This window comes from Halalkalibacter oceani (genome assembly GCF_023715605.1).
Taxonomy (GTDB): domain Bacteria; phylum Bacillota; class Bacilli; order Bacillales; family Bacillaceae_D; genus Halalkalibacter; species Halalkalibacter oceani.
Map to the genome: position 1 here is coordinate 446,296 of NZ_JAMBOL010000001.1, position 16,692 is coordinate 462,987.

17 protein-coding genes are annotated in these 16,692 nt (G+C 50.8%); 15 read left to right on the forward strand and 2 right to left on the reverse strand.

The features are described 5' to 3' along the window. Window positions 1-160 precede the first annotated feature (160 nt). The 11 genes from M3202_RS02250 (at window position 161) to M3202_RS02300 (ending at window position 11,837) form a co-directional block, all read left to right on the forward strand. A complete protein-coding gene (locus M3202_RS02250) occupies window positions 161-772 on the forward strand; it encodes a DUF4912 domain-containing protein (RefSeq protein WP_251221732.1) in 612 nt (203 codons plus the stop codon). 10 nt (window positions 773-782) lie between these two features. After that, a complete protein-coding gene (locus M3202_RS02255; protein WP_251221733.1) occupies window positions 783-3,578 on the forward strand; it encodes a 1,4-alpha-glucan branching protein domain-containing protein in 2,796 nt (931 codons plus the stop codon). Between the two features lie 3 nt (window positions 3,579-3,581). After that, window positions 3,582-5,735: a sugar phosphate nucleotidyltransferase gene (locus M3202_RS02260; protein WP_251221734.1), complete on the forward strand. Its 2,154-nt coding sequence runs from the start codon at window positions 3,582-3,584 to the stop codon at window positions 5,733-5,735. A 42-nt stretch (window positions 5,736-5,777) separates the two neighbouring features. Further along, the gene (locus M3202_RS02265) at window positions 5,778-6,500 is read left to right on the forward strand and encodes a hypothetical protein (RefSeq protein ID WP_251221735.1); all 723 of its coding nucleotides are present in this window, start codon (window positions 5,778-5,780) and stop codon (window positions 6,498-6,500) included. Between the two features lie 57 nt (window positions 6,501-6,557). Continuing rightward, window positions 6,558-6,707, forward strand: coding sequence for a 50S ribosomal protein L33 (gene rpmG / locus M3202_RS02270; RefSeq protein ID WP_003323811.1), 150 nt, complete (start codon window positions 6,558-6,560; stop codon window positions 6,705-6,707). Between the two features lie 84 nt (window positions 6,708-6,791). After that, window positions 6,792-7,352, forward strand: coding sequence for a 5-formyltetrahydrofolate cyclo-ligase (locus M3202_RS02275; RefSeq protein WP_251221736.1), 561 nt, complete (start codon window positions 6,792-6,794; stop codon window positions 7,350-7,352). Then, window positions 7,349-8,143: a DUF92 domain-containing protein gene (locus tag M3202_RS02280; protein WP_251221737.1), complete on the forward strand. Its 795-nt coding sequence runs from the start codon at window positions 7,349-7,351 to the stop codon at window positions 8,141-8,143. Before M3202_RS02275 ends, M3202_RS02280 begins: the two co-directional genes overlap by 4 nt. Before the next feature lie 51 nt (window positions 8,144-8,194). Then, window positions 8,195-9,214 (forward strand): ThiF family adenylyltransferase, encoded by a 1,020-nt coding sequence (locus M3202_RS02285; RefSeq protein WP_251221738.1) that lies wholly within the window; start codon window positions 8,195-8,197, stop codon window positions 9,212-9,214. A gap of 25 nt (window positions 9,215-9,239) precedes the next feature. Then, window positions 9,240-9,881, forward strand: a complete 642-nt coding sequence (locus M3202_RS02290; RefSeq protein ID WP_251221739.1) for a hypothetical protein — start codon at window positions 9,240-9,242, stop codon at window positions 9,879-9,881. Window positions 9,882-9,922: 41 nt separating this feature from the next. Then, the gene (locus M3202_RS02295) at window positions 9,923-10,123 is read left to right on the forward strand and encodes a sodium:proton antiporter (RefSeq protein ID WP_251221740.1); all 201 of its coding nucleotides are present in this window, start codon (window positions 9,923-9,925) and stop codon (window positions 10,121-10,123) included. A 178-nt stretch (window positions 10,124-10,301) separates the two neighbouring features. After that, window positions 10,302-11,837: a rhomboid family intramembrane serine protease gene (locus tag M3202_RS02300; protein ID WP_251221741.1), complete on the forward strand. Its 1,536-nt coding sequence runs from the start codon at window positions 10,302-10,304 to the stop codon at window positions 11,835-11,837. Here the strand turns inward: M3202_RS02300 and M3202_RS02305 are convergent. Then, a complete protein-coding gene (locus M3202_RS02305) occupies window positions 11,818-12,705 on the reverse strand; it encodes a hypothetical protein (protein ID WP_251221742.1) in 888 nt (295 codons plus the stop codon). The genes M3202_RS02300 and M3202_RS02305 overlap by 20 nt on opposite strands. Before the next feature lie 142 nt (window positions 12,706-12,847). Here M3202_RS02305 and M3202_RS02310 point away from each other — a divergent pair, with 142 nt between their 5' ends. Further along, window positions 12,848-14,311, forward strand: a complete 1,464-nt coding sequence (locus tag M3202_RS02310) for a spore germination protein (RefSeq protein ID WP_251221743.1) — start codon at window positions 12,848-12,850, stop codon at window positions 14,309-14,311. A 109-nt stretch (window positions 14,312-14,420) separates the two neighbouring features. Here M3202_RS02310 and M3202_RS02315 read toward each other — a convergent pair whose 3' ends face one another. Continuing rightward, window positions 14,421-14,834 carry a YueI family protein gene (locus M3202_RS02315; RefSeq protein ID WP_251221744.1) on the reverse strand — a complete coding sequence of 138 codons (414 nt, stop codon included), beginning with the start codon at window positions 14,832-14,834 and terminating at the stop codon, window positions 14,421-14,423. Window positions 14,835-14,970: 136 nt separating this feature from the next. On the opposite strand from M3202_RS02315, the gene M3202_RS02320 reads away from it, so the two are divergent. From M3202_RS02320 to M3202_RS02330, 3 genes are read left to right on the forward strand one after another with little or no spacing between them, the layout of a single operon-like run. Further along, the gene (locus tag M3202_RS02320; protein WP_251221745.1) at window positions 14,971-15,483 is read left to right on the forward strand and encodes a hypothetical protein; all 513 of its coding nucleotides are present in this window, start codon (window positions 14,971-14,973) and stop codon (window positions 15,481-15,483) included. A 28-nt stretch (window positions 15,484-15,511) separates the two neighbouring features. Then, on the forward strand, window positions 15,512-15,697 hold the full coding sequence (locus M3202_RS02325; protein ID WP_285890116.1) for a YqgQ family protein: 186 nt from the start codon (window positions 15,512-15,514) through the stop codon (window positions 15,695-15,697). Window positions 15,698-15,709: 12 nt separating this feature from the next. Beyond that, a complete protein-coding gene (locus M3202_RS02330) occupies window positions 15,710-16,678 on the forward strand; it encodes an ROK family glucokinase (RefSeq protein WP_251221747.1) in 969 nt (322 codons plus the stop codon). Window positions 16,679-16,692: the final 14 nt, after the last annotated feature.

Here is a 16,692-nt window from a genome sequence, read left to right on the forward strand (position 1 = left end):
CGACAAGAAAGCTTAGCGAAAAAAGACGAACGATTTTTTTCAGCGAATAAAAAGAGCAGTGACGCAACTTTGACAAAAAGAGACAAAAACGTCTGCTTGTTCCAAATGTTGGCTGAATGTATGATAAAACCAAAGCGAATCGGCAGGGAGGGAATGGAAGATGAAGTCAGAGATCGTCATGCTGCGCCGCAGAGGTCACTCTTTTCAAAGAATTGCGAGAGAACTGAATACGACCGTCGGCCAGGTTCGATCGTGTTGGCAAAACGCGCAGGATCAATGTACTGGTTCGGCGGTACCCGCTATCCCGACAGAGGAAGAGAGAGATGAAATCACACTCCTTGCTGAAGGGCCGCATGTCATCTATGCCTACTGGGAAATAAGTGAAATGCTAAGAAATATGAGCGAACAGCATATAAGGCAGCCATGGGCGAAGCAGCAGAAGTATTTACGGATATATGATTGTACCGACGTGCTTTTTGATGGACATAATGCCCATTACGAACAGGATATACCGCTGCCGGAAATGACGAATAACTGGTTTATTCGCGGGATGAAAGAAAACCGTTCCTATATTGTCGATTTCGGCATCTGGACGAGGGAAGGGACATTTTTCACCTTGCTTCGTTCCAATGCGATCGGTACAGCGCGCTGTCAGCCGCCCGATGCCGGCCAATATTCGGAAGCTGTCGAGCAATGGAAGAACGGCAGCGCCGAAGAGCCGAGCTGGCTTGAACAGTTTTGTGCGTATTCTTATTACGAGGTTATTCGATAGGAGGGAGTTTGTGAAAGAAGGGTATTTCTCACTCGTTTTACACGCTCACTTGCCTTATGTGCGCCACCGGGAGCCTGATCGTCTGGAAGAGCGCTGGCTGTTTGAAGCGTTGACAGAATCGTACATTCCCATGCTTTGGGAGCTTGAAGCTGCACAGGTTCAAGAAGCGCTGACGATTTCCATCTCACCTCCCGTGATGGAAATGCTCGCCGATCCGTTGCTGCAAACCCGCTATGAGCAATACCTTGCGCGAACGGAAGAGCTTCTCGTTAAGGAAGCGAAGCGGACGTCCGCCACGAAGGAAGAACGCGATCTCACGTCTTTCTATCAGAAGCGATTTCAGAAGATTACGAGTTTTTATCTCCGCTGGGATAAAAACGTTCTGAACGGTTTTCGCGCCCTGCAGGATCAGAACATGATCCGTTGCATCACGAGCGCGGCAACGCATGCGTTCCTGCCATATGTCAAAACAAAAGCCGCCGTCCGCTCGCAAATTGTTGAGGCGCTCTCCTGCTTTGAGCGCCACTTCGGCCATCGGCCAACCGGTTTCTGGCTGCCGGAATGCGCCTTTGCACCGGGGATTGATCGGATCCTTGTCGAGGAAGGTGTGCGCTATACATTCGTTGATGAGCATGCCCTGCTCTATGCTGATCCGCAGCCGGGTAAAGGCAGCGGGGCGCCGGTCTATTCGCCGCACGGCCTTGTGCTTTTTCCGCGACATACGCGACTGTCGGGCAAAGTATGGAGCTCAACGCTCGGTTATCCCGGAGATGCTGATTATCGTGAGTTTTATCGCGATATTGCCTACGAGCGGGACGAAAGCTATATTCTGCCCTACATCCATCCGGAAGGAATTCGCATCGATACAGGCATTAAGCATAGGCGGATTACCGGACAGCAGGAAGAGAAGGCCACCTATGTACGTGAATGGGCCGAAGGAAAGGTTCACCGCCATGCCGCCGACTTTGTCGAAGCGATTCAGGCGGAGGTCGCGCAACATGGCGGCCAGTCCGATCCTCCTTATATGATGGTAACGCCGTTTGATGCCGAATTATTTGGTCATTGGTGGTTTGAAGGGCCGGAATGGCTTGGAGCGGTGCTGCGGGCAGAACAAGCCGGCTACAGATTACTGACAGCTGAAACGTATGTCCATCGCCATTATCGCGATTTGGAAACCGTTCATGTTTCGTTTTCGACATGGGGGAGAGAAGGCTACGGCTCGGTCTGGTTAAATGAAAAAAATGAAATGCTGTATCGCGCTCATCACCGGATGGAACGCGATCTTGCCTCAGTCAGCGCGCTTTACCGAAAGCAGGGCGCCCTTGAAGAAAGAGCGCGTAAACAGCTTGTACGTGAATGGATGCTGGCGGTGAGCAGTGATTGGGCCTTTATCCTTGACGGTGAAACAGCTTCACAATACGCCGAAGAGCGCTTCCTGACCCATTTGCGGCGCTTCGATGAAATTAAGGAGAGACTTCAGCAGCAGACCGTAGAGGAGACATGGCTGACGAAAATTGAGGAGGACTTTCCATTTCTTGCTGATGTAAATGCTGATTTGTTCTATTCTCCTCATGATGCTTATATCGAAGAGCAGTACGGAAACCAGCAACGACAGGGGAAGCAGACGATTATGATGCTCAGCTGGGAATTTCCGCCGCTGATTGTCGGCGGACTTGCCAGGCATGTGTTTGACCTTTCGAGAATGCTGCAGCAGGCGGGGAATGACGTTCATGTGATTACCGCTGATCTTCCCGGCTATCCTGCTTATGAGGTCAATCAGGGTGTCCATGTCCACCGGGTGAAGGGCGCTCAACCAAGAGCCGAAAGCTTCTACGACTGGGTCGGCAGCTTAAATATCGCCATGTACGAGTACGCGCGAAAGCTCGCCCGCAACCATCCCTTTACGCTGATTCATGCTCATGATTGGCTTGTCGGTCTATGCGCAACTGCGTTAAAAGCCCGTCTCTCTCTTCCGCTGCTGGCGACGATTCATGCGACCGAGCATGGGCGCAACAACGGCATTCATACTGATTTGCAAAAGCGGATTAACGAGCAGGAACAAGAGCTGACCGCGGCCGCCGACCGCGTGATCGTTTGCAGTGAATTTATGAAGCAGGAGCTTCAAACGATTTTCAGTCTGCCGGCGGAAAAATTGACCGTCATCCCAAATGGGGTCGATCAGGCGCTGATTCGGACGGAAACCGAAAATGTCCTTGCCGGCGGGCAGCCGTTTACGGTTTTCTCGATCGGGCGGATGGTGAAGGAAAAAGGATTTCACACCCTGCTTGAAGCAGCGGCGCTCGTGAAAGAACGCCAGCTCGATATCCGGTTTGTGATCGCCGGGAAAGGGCCACTGCTGCATGAGTATGAACAGCAGGTATTGGCGAATAACCTGGAGGAGTATATCCGCTTTCTCGGTTTCATTTGTGATGAGGAACGGAATGAGTGGTTGCAGCGCTGTGATGCGGCGGTATTCCCAAGCTTGTATGAGCCATTTGGCATCGTCGCACTTGAGGCAATGGCAGCAGGCGTCGCGACAATTGTTGCTGAGACCGGGGGTCTGGCGACAATCATAGCCGATCAGATAAATGGGTTAACGTTTCGTCCTGAAGACGCCGAAGGCCTGTTGACAGAAGTTCTTGATCTATACAGCAATCCCGGAAAAAGAGAGAGGCTGGCTGCGCAGGCAAGACAGGATGTGCAAACGACGTACAGCTGGCCGGCGATCGCCAGGCAAACGGAAGAGGAATATTCACGATGCTATACGGAAAAGGATGACGGACTGAAGATCGAAAAGGAGGCTTGATCGATGAAAGCAGTGATTATCGCAGGCGGAAAAGGGACGAGGCTTCAGCCTTTAACGGCGCAGAGGCCAAAAGCGATGGCCCCACTGGCGGAAAAACCGGTGATGCAATACGGCATTGAACTGCTGAAGAAACATGGCATTACGGAGATAGCGGTGACGGTCGGGTACATGGCGGAAAAAATTGAAGCGTATTTCGGTGACGGGAGCGGCCTCGGTGTCAGTTTGACTTATTTTAAAGAAAGCAATCCGCTTGGCACGGCTGGAAGTGTAAAGGAGGCTGAAGCTTTTTTAGATGAACCTTTTCTCGTGATGAGCGGCGATGTGTTGAGCGATTTTCATTTGCGAGAAGGCATCGCGGCCCATGAAAGGATGGGTGGGCTTGCAACGATCTTTGTGAAAGAGGTCGAGTCTCCGCTTGACTTCGCTGTTGTGCAAATGAATGACGCGGGGCAGATTACGCGTTTTCTAGAAAAACCGAAAGAAGAAGAAATTTTTGGTCAGACGGTGAGCAGCGGGATTTATCTGATGGAACCGGAGATCTTGGCTTCTATCGAGAAAGGCGAGAAGGCGGATTTTGGCCGCGACATTTTCCCGCGGCTGCTCCGGCTCGGTAAGCAGTTGAATGGCTATCCGGCAGAGGGCTATTGGGCCGATATTGGCACGCTGCCACGCTATTATCAGGCACAGCTGGATTTGCTCCACGGCCATGTGAGCGCGGAAATAAGCGGCACCGAGGTTGCGCCTGGCATCTGGGTCGGGGAAGATGTGATGATCGAAGCCGGTGTCAGCTTGAAAGCCCCTGTCGTCATCGGCTCTGGAACAGTGGTACAGCGTGGTGCTTCGATCGGCCCGGGAGCGGTTGTTGGTGCCGCTTCTACCGTAGCCGGACGGGCGTCAGTCGAAGGCACGGTTGCCTGGCCGCGGGCAGTGCTTCAGCAGGGGAGTACACTAAAAGGGGCGGTGCTGGCAGACGGGGTTATCGTCAAAGAACGAATGACGATTCAGGAGCCGCTTGTGATTGCGAGCGGAACTGTTGTGGAAGAAGTGGTTCTTTCTTCGCCTCGGGCGGCTGCAGCCGGCCAAAGGATTGGACAACCAGTTGAGTGGGGTCCTGCCTTGAAAGGACACCGCGCCAGACTTTCGGCTGCCTTTGCGAACGCGGAGGAGCAGACCGCCGCTCTTGCCTCGGCGTATGGAAGCTTACTCCGGCACGGGCAGGTTGTTTATCTGTCCAGTGACCATCAGCCCCGCTCGATCGTGCTGAAGAAGATTGCGCTTCGATGCTTACGGGCGACGGGAGTGAATGTCGTGGAAATCGAGTCAACTTTGCTGCCGGTTTTCCGCTTCAGCCTCGAAAGGAATGAGCCGGCCGGCGGTTTGTACATCCGCCAGTCGGAGCGTAATGGCAAGAAGAAACTGATAATCGAGCTGTTTGATGAGCGCGGGATGCCGATAAATAAAGAATGGCAGCAGCGGCTGCAGCAGTATCTGGCCATGCGCTGCCGGCGCTTTGTTCCAGATGGGCAGAGCGGCATGCACCGGACAAGGAGCGATCAAGAATCATCTTATCTCTCTGAGCTTCTTGCCCGGATTGATGTGGCAGCGATTCGTCAGCGGAAATGGAAGATTGCGCTTTATGATGAAACACAGGGACAGTTTCCGGTGATTTCCTTTCTCTTTGATTATTTGCAGTGTGAATGGATGGAGGTTCGCGATCTACAGGATATTGAACAGATGGAGAGCTTTGTCCGCAATCAGCAGGCCGACCTCGGCATCTTAATCGGGGAAAGTGGAGAATTTGTCAGCTGGATGACGGAAGAGGGGTTCCTTCTTTCAGATGAAGAGCAGCTGCTCCAGGCAGCACAAGTGCAGCTGGCGTTAAAACAAAATCCGAAGCTCGCCGCTCCTTTATTCGGCGGGGCCCAGCTTGAGATGCTTGCCGCCCGTTTTGGCGGGACGATTGTGCGGACGAAGCCGTCGACAAGGGCGATGATGGAAGCGGAAGGCACGGTGCAGGTTATGGCCTACGATGCGCCGTTTGCCATCCTTTCGACGCTCTATTATTTAAGCACATCCGGTTATTCTCTGACTGATTTAACAGAGACGCTGCAGGCGGAGCTGGTCTATCCGCCGACAGTCGGAAAATCCGTTATGTAACTGAATGCTTCATAAAAACAAGACAATCATGAAGGAGGCGTAATGCCAGTGTATTCAATCACCAATCAACAGCCTGGCAGTAAAAAAGGAGGACAGCGCATGTTTGCTGAACGAGCATCGCAAAAACGTCAAAGTGAGCAGACAAAAGGCTTATTGCTGGGCTTGCCATATCGCTTTGCTATTTGGAAGGAGGGGGAGTGCATCTGGCTTCATGAAGAGGAATGGGAGGTATTTATGTTGCCGTGTGAAGCGCTTAAGTCTCTTCATATTATGGCGTACCACCCAAGATGGGAGCTGCAGATTACTCTGCTCTATTCGGAGGAGTCCGCTGCGCTTTCGACGATTTCACTGAAAAATCAATCGCATGAAATAAGGGAGCTGCGTTTTCTGATTCACTTGCCGGATCAAGCCGGCGCACCACCGGAGCTCAGTTTCGTTTCTCCGTCCCAGCATGTGATTTTGCAATATAGCAAGGAAGCGGTAAGTTTAGTTGGAGCCCGCTTTTTTCAACAGGCGGCGCCGCAGGTTTCCGTCGGAGTCAAGGATGATATTTGGGAAGGGGAAAGCGGGAAGCTGGCGATTTCTCCGCTCTCAAAGACGAGCGGAGAATGTATGATGCTGATGCCGCTTGTCATGACCGGATATGAGGAAGCATGCGGTCAGCTTTGGAACCTGGAAGCGAAGTCGGAAGAGGATGTCTGGGCATCGTACCAGCGCCAAATTCTTGCCAATTCATACTGTAAAGAAAAAACACTTGATCACTGAGGGAAGATTTGCTATCATAATCAAGTATGAAGAAAGCACAGTTTGGAGGGATAACGAATGCGCGTACAAGTCACTCTTGCTTGCACTGAGACAGGCGACCGTAACTATATTACAACAAAAAACAAGCGCACAAATCCTGAGCGTATTGAATTAAAGAAATACAGCCCAAGATTGAAGCGTCACACGCTTCACCGCGAAACAAAGTAAGCAGCTGGATTTTTCCACTGCTTCTTTTTTCTTTGACAGATGGCCATGACACATCCGGGGCGTTCGGGGAAGGGAGAGAGTGTTGTGAATCAGAAGAATTTTATTCGAGCAAAGACGAAAGAAGCGTTGGAAGCGATGTCCGATCAGGACTATATTCGGGATTCCCGGCAAATTGCAGAACATCTTGTCAACTCCTCTTATTGGCAGGCTTCACAACTGATTGCCTTGACGATTTCACGCCATAGAGAGGTCGATACATATCAACTTATTAATCAGGCATGGAAGGAAAAAAAGAGAGTAGCCGTGCCGCGGACGAATGTAAATGAGAAATCAATGCGTTTTTACGAACTGAGCAGTTTCAGCCAGCTTGAAAAGAGATATAGTGATTTAATGGAGCCGTTGCCCGAAGCATGCACGCCGGTTGCGGAGGAACAGCTTGATTTGATCATCGTTCCGGGGCTGGCTTTCGACCAGAGCGGCGCGCGTCTCGGATTTGGCGGCGGCTTTTATGATCGGCTGCTGGCCCGCGTTGGGACGAAAACGGTGGCCCTCGCTTTTTCGTGTCAGCTCTATCCACGGCTGCTGACAGAAGCCCACGATCAGCTAGTTGACCATATTGTGACAACGGATGGGTTTGTTCGATGATCGCCGTGCTGTTAATCGGGGTCGTGCTGATCGCCTTCTTTGCGGTAAAGGCAAGGGCGCTGACTGTTTCTGGAGGGGTGGCGGCTGTCGGCGTCGGCGGCTTTATTGCGCTCGGCTTTGGGCTGCAAGGTCTGCTGCTATTGTCGTTGTTCTTTTTCAGCTCAACATTATTAGGGAAATTCAAGCAAAAGCAGGGGCGAGAGGACGATCAGATTGTCGAAAAAAGCGACTGTCGCGACGCGATGCAAGTGATCGCCAATGGCGGCGTTCCGGCGCTATTGGCCGTGACCTACCTTTTCGTTCCTAGTGAATTGCTGCTTTGCGGTTTTGTAGCCAGCATTGCTGCGGCAACTGCAGACACATGGGCGACGGAAATCGGCTCGCTCAGTAAGCAGCATCCGTTTCATGTTGTCAAGTGGAAGCGCGTTGACCCAGGAACCTCCGGCGCGGTGACGCTGCTCGGCTTGGCGGCGGCCTTTGCCGGGAGTTTTCTCATCGTCGTGCTGGCGATTTTCTTATGGTGGGGCAGTTATTATAACAGCCATCTGCTTCTTTTTGCCCTGATTGTCTCAGGGTTTGTCGGCAACTTTTTTGATACGTTAATGGGGGCGAGCTGTCAGGTTGTTTACCATTGTCCGCAATGCGGCAGGGAAACCGAACGGACGATTCATTGCGACAGGCCGACAGAGCATAAATATGGCGTGAAATGGCTCGATAATGATAGTGTTAATATAATCTGTACCTTTACAGGGGCTATCCTCGGTCTTATTTCCGGCTTGCTGCTTCTTTAAGCTGGAAGTGAGCCGCGGATGGATTTAAAATAGGTTTGAAGGTGGATCGAGATGGAGAAACATTCAATAGAACGCTATTCAAGACAGATGCGCTTCGCTCCGATAGGAGAAGAGGGGCAGAGGACGCTGGCCGAAAAAGTCGCGCTCATTGTCGGCGTCGGAGCGCTTGGAACCGTGCTGGCCAACCACTTAGTGCGGGCCGGAGTCGGCAAAGTGAAGATTGTGGATCGCGATTATGTCGAGATGAGCAATTTGCAAAGACAGATGCTTTTTGATGAAAGCGATGTCAATGAAAGTCTTCCGAAGGCGATCGCCGCTGAACGAAAGCTGAGGGCAATTAATTCCGCTGTGCAAATTGAGGCGACGGTTGCCGATGTGACGGCTTCAACCTTGCCGGCCCTCATGGAAGATGTTGATATTGTTCTTGATGGAACCGATAATTTTCGGACCAGGTTTCTATTAAACGATATGTGTTTTCAAAAAGGAATTCCGTTTGCCTACGGCGGAGCGGTGAGTGCGCGGGGGATGTCGGCGCTGTTTATCCCGGGGAAAACCCCGTGTCTCCGTTGTTTAATCAACGAGGGGAGCGGCAGTGGAGAAACATGTGATACCGTTGGTGTGATCAGTCCGGTTGTCGATATTGTTGCCTCTTATCAGGTTGTCGAGGTAATGAAATATTTAGTCGGGCAAACTGGGGCGTTACGTGGGACGTTACGCAGCTTTGATCTGTGGGGCAACCATCAATTTGATTTGAAAATGGAAAAAGCGAAGGCCGATTGTCCGACCTGTCAGCAGCGCCGCTTCCCGGCTTTAACGGCCGATGAAACGGAAGTGACGACGCTCTGTGGCCGGGAAACGGTGCAGATCAACAGACAAAAGCCGTTTGATCTGGCGCTTTGGGAGAAGAGGCTGATCGGAAGCGCCCAAGTGAAGGCAACGCCGTTTCTTTTACGAATTGAGCTTGAAGAAGGAGAGCGGATCGTCTTATTCCCTGACGGAAGAGCGCTCGTGCAGGGAACGGAGGATTTGACGAGAGCAAGGACGCTTTACAGCAAATATATTGGAGATTAATCGGTAAAGGGAGGGACAACGCTCTTTGTTTAGGGGAAAGAAGCGATTATTTATTGGCTTGTCAGGCATAGTCATAGTAGTAGCGCTAATTGGATTCGCAGAAATTCAACCACCCGAGCAAGGAATACAAGTGGCAGAAGCGGAGAGGGCGGCGAAAGAAGCAGCAACCGAACCGGAAGAAGCTGCTGTGAACGAGAAGCCGCCCGAGCAGGCCGCCGAACGGGAGCTCCCTGATTTTGAAGAACTATTTGCAGAAGAATCGTTACATGAATTAAGAGAAAAAATGAAAGCGAGCATCCGGGAGCAGCGTACATACCTGGAGACAATGGTGGAGCAGGCGGACAGCGATCAATGGATCGAACTATTGGAAACGAAAGAATGGCGCTTGTTTCAAAAGTCTGTTAATGAGCTTTTTTACGGGAAACAGGTGCCGTATGAACTGATGAATGATGTGCAAAAAATGGTTGTGCTCAGCCGTATCACTTATGTGTTTCAGGAAAAAACAGCGCTAACGTATTTGTATCAGCTCGTTCACGATTTGGATGTCCATGTTAACCGGCTGACCGAGCGGCCTTACGGGGTAACGGAAGCCTATGGAAGCAAACGGAAGTACATGGAGATTGATCAATACTTGCAAGTATTGGCAAGATCAGATTCATTCGGATAAATTCTTTTCACTGACGTATAGTAAGAAAAAGGAGGGATACGATGTTACAGCGTTTCGTTACGATGGTATCGTTCGTTTTTTCTTGCTACTTGTTGTATAAGTACCGTTATCGGGTCATTAACGCTTTTTTAGGAAAGCGTTGGCTGAGAAAAGTTGCGATCAGCATGGCGATGCAGATTCCGGCAATCCGTGATAAAGTATTGGGATCTGTCTTATCAAGCCGTCAGCCGCAACATCAATAGGCGCAGTGATAAGAGGCCACTGAGAAACTTCCTTTTTCGTAACTTGAAGAAGGGAAAATCGTACTTTTTCAGCAGCTTCAGTGATAAGAGGAGTCTGGCCAGGCCAAAAACGGGTCTTGTTTTTACTGGTTCAGGCTTCTTCTTATAAGAAAAAGCGCCTGCTGGAGGGAGGGGTATCGTGGAAGCGGAACAGCACGATGCGTATTACTGGAAGGTGATCCACCATTTGATTGTTAATCGAGGCTATCGCCTGCTTCAGCAGCAGGAAAACGAGGCATGGCTGGAGGACGAGGAGTCGAAGCCGAGGCGAATTTTGCGAATTGTTAGAGCGGATGTCGATTGGGCGAACTGGTTAAAACGCGATATTGTAGCGTCTGTAAGCCGGTTCGAGCTGTTGCGGCGTCAGCTCCGCCTTAATGAGCTGATCGGCGAAAATCTCTACATAAGTGTTTACCCGCCGGTTGATTCCTGGGAGGAGCTGCAAAAGCCTTTTGTAGCGAATAAACAAAAGAAAACAACCGTTTATACATCACTTGTCACTAGAGAAGCGGCTGCCGGCGGCGAGGTGGCTGTCCGTGAACTGGTGCTGCCGGCAGCGACGGCTATGAATTCGGTTGAGGAAATCGAATTGACCGTCAAGCAGCTGCGGCAGGAAGTGGTCGAAAGGGCGCAGAGCCGCGAGCGCGAGGAGCGGCAGCTTTTTTTATTTGGAAAGCCGCGGATGATCTATGTGCTGCTCGCTTTGATCGCTGTGATGTACTGGCTGGTGGAACAGAACGGCGGCAGTACGTCCGTCTTAACATTAATTGAATTCGGCGCAAAGTATAATCCGTTAATTATCCAAGGGGAATGGTGGCGTCTCGTCTCGGCGATGTTCCTCCATATCGGCTTTCTGCATCTTTTCATGAATTCACTTGCTTTGTTTTACTTAGGCGGCGCTGTAGAGCGGATGTACGGCACTGGCCGCTTTCTAGTGATCTACTTTATCGCCGGAGTGTTTGGCTCAGCCGCCAGCTTTGCCTTTAATGAACAGGTCGCGGCCGGGGCGTCAGGGGCGATTTTTGGCTGTTTTGGCGCTCTCCTCTATTTTGGCACGATTCACAAAAAATTATTTTTCCGGACTATGGGGAAAAGCGTGCTGTTTGTTCTCGGACTGAATTTGATTTTTGGTCTGACGGTGCCGATGATCGACAATGGCGCCCATGTCGGCGGACTGATCGGCGGCTTTTTCGCTTCTGCCATCGTTCACTTGCCAAAGCACGCGAAGTCGGCCAGACAGCTGGGCGCTTTTGTCCTAACCGTTATTAGTATTGGAGGGCTGCTCTGGTACGGAATGATTAATGAGCAAAAGGCCCCGTCCGCCCTGCTTTCCTTACAAATCGGGCAGGAATATTTGCAGCAGGAGGAGCTTGAGAAAGCCTATCCTTTCTTGCAGCAGGCGGTCGAAAATGGAGCTGACATGCCGGAGGCCCCATTCCTGCTTGCTTATGCAGAAGCGATGTTCGGCAATTACGAAGAGGCGAAACAGCTTCTGCTTGAGGTGATTCAACAGCGGGCTGATTTTCATCAGGCTCATTACAATCTGGCGCTCATCTACCTGGAGTTGGGAGAGACAGAGGAAGCGAGAGCCTCAGTAGAGCGCGCCATTCAATTAGAGCCGAATGAACCGATGTACGAAGATTTGTACGAGCAAATTACTGATCCTCCAACGTAATCGTTTGCAGAAGCTGAACAGGCTTGCCATCGGCGGTGCGGAATAAAATAAAGAAATGATCACCGGTATGCGGAAGCAGAATGAGCGGCACGGTACTACCGATCGGTGACAGGGGCGCTCCGTCCTGGCGGGCGATGCCCAATACATAATGCTTATAAAGTCCTTCCCAGAGACCTCCGAGAAAACGGCTGGTCTCTTCTTCTGTCAGATGGGGCAAAGGTTCATGCTCATATTTGGCGAGGTCTGTCAGCGCGATCAGGCTGTAGTTTTCTTTTGCCAGCTGGTAATGCTCAAGCAAGGACTCCCATTCATACAGCTGCTGCTGTGACAAAATATAGTCAAGAATGCGTTTGCTTTCAGCGTCCTCCTCCGTCGCCGGAATCGTAAACGAGTGGAGCGGATGCAAGGGAGAATCAATGACATAAAGCTCATCGACGCTCAATGTTTGCGCACTTTTAATCACATCATCGGGATAATGAAGCTCTGCGTGATGAAAGGTTATCACCTGATAATGCCCGCTATCATCAGAGCGAACCTCTTTTTCCAGCTGCAGCGTGTCAGTGTTTTCCCGCCAGGCTGAAAGCATATCCTTCAAATAACCGTCTTCAAATAATAGCGAAACATCCTGGCGCAAATAGGCCTGTTGATTTAAAAGGGAGCTGACTGACCAGTTGAGTATGTATTCGTCCTCGTCTTCAATTTTTTGAAATTCAATATTTGAGCTTGCTTCAGAAAACGATGCTGTCGGATCAAGTGGAAAAAAGATCAGCGCATCGCGAAATGGCTCAGGCTTAATTTGAAAAACGAGAAAAAGTCCAACACAAAATGAGCCGACAAGCAGGGCGAGCGCTAGCTTCCATGTTCTCATCCGTCCTTCCCTCCTTTCCGTGGACAACCGTTGCTTGATCATATGCAGCCGGCCTTGATCTTATGCTTGGCGAATGCATGGAAATCGAGCCGCAGGCGAATACTTGAAAGGAATCAACGGATTGTGAAATGGAGGTCATTTCATGCAGGAGAAGTCAAGAAAGCACCCTGTCTCGGGCGATTTTGAGAAGAACATCGCTTTTTTAAAAGACGAGCTCGGAGTTGAGGCGAGCTTTGACTTAATTCATTTGGAACTAAAGCATGGCGGCCGGCGGATGGGGCTCTTTCTTGTCGATGGCTTCGGCAAGGACGCGGCATTAACGCAAATTCAGCGTGAGCTGAACCGGCTGCCTGAGGACGGATTAAAGGAAAATCCGCTTGATACGTTGATGCAGCATCAAATTCCCTATGTCGAGATCGCGAAAAGTGACGATTTGGATGAGGTGATTGATGAGGTGCTCGCCGGCCCGGCGGCTTTGGTCGTTGAAGGGATTGACCAGGTCATCCTCTTAGATACAAGGGAATATCCCGTTCGGGGGCCGGAGGAGCCGGATACGGAACAGGTAATCAGAGGCTCAAAAGATGGCTTCGTCGAGACGCTTGTAATGAATGCGGCGCTGATCCGCCGCCGGGTCCGTGACCGCAGTATGCGCGTCGAATATAACAAAGTCGGACGGCGCTCGAAATCGGATCTGGCGCTTGTTTATCTCGCTGATATTGCCGATCAGGAATATGTCGAGGCAATGAAGGAAGCCCTTGATCAAATTGATACGGACGGCTTGCCAATGGCGGATAAAAGCATTGAAGAGTTCATTTTCGGCCATCATTATCAGCCTTATCCGTTAATTCGTTATACGGAACGGCCCGATGTGGCCGCGACTCATCTGTTTGAAGGGCATATTTTGCTGCTTGTCGACGGTTCGCCGAGTGCGATGATTGTGCCGACTACGTTCTGGCACCATCTTCAGCATGCGGAGGAATACAGGCAAAAGCCGGTCGTCGGGGCAAGCCTGCGGATCGTGCGCTTCGGCGCGGTGTGGGCGTCATTATTTTTACTGCCGCTTTGGTACTTGCTCGCGACGAATGAACAGTTTGTTCCAGAGCTACTGTCCTTTATCGGCGCAGAAAAAGAAGGGGCTGTTCCGCTGTTCGCCCAGTTTCTCGTGGCTGAAGCGGGGATCGAAATGCTACGGATGGCGGCGATCCATACGCCGAACCCGCTTGCGACCGCGCTGGGGCTCGTCTCCGCGCTGTTAATCGGTGAGGTGGCGATTAATGTCGGGCTGTTCTCGGCGGAGGTGGTGTTATACTTGGCGGTGGCCGTCGTCGGGACATTTGCGACGCCAAGCTATGAGTTAAGTCTCGCCAATCGTCTGATCCGCGTCGCCCTCCTGCTGTCGACCGCATTGTTCGGTCTCGCCGGCTTCGTCGGCGGCATTACGGTCTGGCTGTTAATGCTCGTTCGTCTTCAAGTACTTGGAACACCCTATATGTGGCCGTTTTTGCCCTTTAACGGACGCGCGTTGCGGGACGTCATTTTCCGCGCGCCAATGCCACTAAAAAACCGCCGGCCGGTCGCGATTCATCCGAACGATCCGGATCGCTAGCGCGGAAGCAAAGCGGGGCTGGGAGCAAAGGTTGTTTTGTTCTACCTTTTGCCAAGCCCCCAGGCAAAGCTGGTTTTGTCTCAAGCACTTTATGCACAGCACTGTGCTCTTACGATAAGAAATCGGCGCCACTTTCCTCCATATCAAGCTCAAACAGTTCATCCTTAATGAAAAGCTGCTTCGTTTCAATGGCCTCAGTCTGATTGGCGACGATCAGACCGAATGGGGTCAGCTTTTTCGGCGTGACAAACGTAAAGCTGACGCCATGCGCTCCAGCTTCTTTAATATAGTTGGAAAAATGAGTATAGCCGAGGTTGCCGTTTAAATAAAGATGCAGGTTGCGCTTCGTTTTCATCAGCTCAACGGCTTCTTTGTACATTCCTTTATTAATCACCTGCTTTTTTGTAAGGGCGAGGTGGATCCGTTCCAATAAAGTGGAGAGAAAAAGATTCCGCTCCTCCGGTTTGATTTCCGGCGCCCCGTACAACGCCCGGTCAATGACTTCTTTCATTTTTTGTTCCATGCTCAGTCTCCTTTTGTGCCATCGGCTGCTGATCCGGCTCTTCTTAATTTGTCCATTCGTACATATCATACCATAAGAATCTGTTGACAAGGCTGAGACAGAAGAAATTAAAGTATAAAGAGAGGTGGAGATCAGCATGTGGTTTATTCTCACCATTTTGATCTTTATCGTCACAATCGGAGTTACGATTGGCGGATTACTCGTTGCGCCGAAGGAACAGGTGCGGCCGGTTCAACTCGTTTTGCTGACGGTCTGTTTTACTTTTTTATGCTATCTCGGTATGATTACGGGGATGTTTTTAACGGGATGGATTAGCTTATGGCTACTGGATTATCTCGTTGCTGTCGTTGCCCTCCTGTTTATCGTCGCAAGCATGAGGCGCTTTCATCCGACGCTCGGCTTTTTTCATCCGGAGGACCGGATTGTCGTCTCGCTGCTCGCGTTGCTGTTTTTTCTGATGGGGGTCGAGTGGGGATTAATAGAGCTTAGGACGTTTTTCACACTGTTTGTCAGCGCTCTGTTTGCAGCTGCTCTTATTCTCGGAGTTTTCATACAAATTCAAATTCGGCAGATTCTCTGGCGCTATTCGTATATTGCCTTCACTCCTTTAGTTTGGCTCCTTTTCGTAACCGTTATGAAGCTGTTATAATGAGGGTGAGGTGAGGATCGTGAGAACAATGTTTGATGTCATGCAGCTCCTGAAAAAACACGGTACGATCATTTATACAAAAGATCGCGGCCTGGATCTTTCGTTGATGGAAGACGAGCTTCGGGAGCTTTATGAATGGAAAATGATTGATCAGACAGTATTTCAACAAGCGTTGCTCATCTTGCGGCAGGAAGCGTCAGGACGAAAGGAATAGAAGGTGACGACAATGGAAGAGTGGTATGTAGGTATCGACGTTGGTGGTACGACGATTAAAATGGCTTTTATCACAGCAACGGGTCAAATTGTGACGAAATGGGAGATACCTACAAACAAACAGGAGGAAGGCAAGTATATTACGACGGACATTGCGAATGAGATCGCGCAAAAATGGCAAAAACACAAACAACAGGATGTCAGGCTCACAAGCCTTGGCCTCGGTGCTCCGTGTTTTTTTGAAATGGAGACGGGATTTGTTTATCAGGCGGTGAACATCGGCTGGCGTAATTTTCCCTTGAAAGATGAGCTCGAACAAAAGACAGGCTTACCTGTCACAGTAGACAATGATGCGAATATGGCGGCGCTCGGTGAAATGTGGCGCGGTGCTGGCGAAGGGGCGGCAAATCTGCTTTGTGTGACCCTCGGTACTGGTGTTGGCGGCGGAATTATCGCGAATGGCCGCATTCTTCACGGTGTCAATGGCATGGCCGGTGAAATTGGTCATATTACCGCTGTACCTGAAGGGGGAGCGCCTTGCAACTGCGGGAAAACAGGCTGCCTCGAGACGATTGCTTCAGCGACCGGTATTGCCAGACTGGCTATTGAACAAGTCGCTTCAGCACCTGATAGCGTGCTCCATCGTCATTTGCAAGAAACGGGTAAGCTTACGGCAAAGCAAGTATTTAAGGCGTATGCCGAAGCAGATGAAGCCGCGGAGAAAGTTGTGAAAGAGGTCGGCTTTCATCTCGGATTGGCGCTTGCCAACCTGGCCAACGCGCTCAATCCTGAAATCATCGTGATCGGCGGTGGTGTTTCCCGAGCGGGAGAGCCTTTGCTTGCAGTGATCGAACATTATTTTTCATGTTACGCGTTAAAGCGGGTAAAGGAAGGCGTGCGTTTTAAAATAGCGACGCTTGGAAACGATGCCGGAGTGATTGGCGGGGCTTGGCTGGCACGAGAGAGCCGTCAACAGATATAATGGATTCACATATG

Coding starts and splice junctions, on each gene's coding strand:
- M3202_RS02305 (WP_251221742.1), bottom strand. CDS start 12,705: ATGAGAACATGGAAGCTAGCGCTCGCCCTGCTTGTCGGCTCATTTTGT.
- M3202_RS02320 (WP_251221745.1), top strand. CDS start 14,971: ATGTGGTTTATTCTCACCATTTTGATCTTTATCGTCACAATCGGAGTT.
- M3202_RS02265 (WP_251221735.1), top strand. CDS start 5,778: ATGCCAGTGTATTCAATCACCAATCAACAGCCTGGCAGTAAAAAAGGA.
- M3202_RS02280 (WP_251221737.1), top strand. CDS start 7,349: ATGATCGCCGTGCTGTTAATCGGGGTCGTGCTGATCGCCTTCTTTGCG.
- M3202_RS02250 (WP_251221732.1), top strand. CDS start 161: ATGAAGTCAGAGATCGTCATGCTGCGCCGCAGAGGTCACTCTTTTCAA.
- M3202_RS02285 (WP_251221738.1), top strand. CDS start 8,195: ATGGAGAAACATTCAATAGAACGCTATTCAAGACAGATGCGCTTCGCT.
- M3202_RS02310 (WP_251221743.1), top strand. CDS start 12,848: ATGCAGGAGAAGTCAAGAAAGCACCCTGTCTCGGGCGATTTTGAGAAG.
- M3202_RS02315 (WP_251221744.1), bottom strand. CDS start 14,834: ATGGAACAAAAAATGAAAGAAGTCATTGACCGGGCGTTGTACGGGGCG.
- M3202_RS02295 (WP_251221740.1), top strand. CDS start 9,923: ATGTTACAGCGTTTCGTTACGATGGTATCGTTCGTTTTTTCTTGCTAC.
- M3202_RS02325 (WP_285890116.1), top strand. CDS start 15,512: ATGTTTGATGTCATGCAGCTCCTGAAAAAACACGGTACGATCATTTAT.
- M3202_RS02260 (WP_251221734.1), top strand. CDS start 3,582: ATGAAAGCAGTGATTATCGCAGGCGGAAAAGGGACGAGGCTTCAGCCT.
- M3202_RS02330 (WP_251221747.1), top strand. CDS start 15,710: ATGGAAGAGTGGTATGTAGGTATCGACGTTGGTGGTACGACGATTAAA.
- rpmG (WP_003323811.1), top strand. CDS start 6,558: ATGCGCGTACAAGTCACTCTTGCTTGCACTGAGACAGGCGACCGTAAC.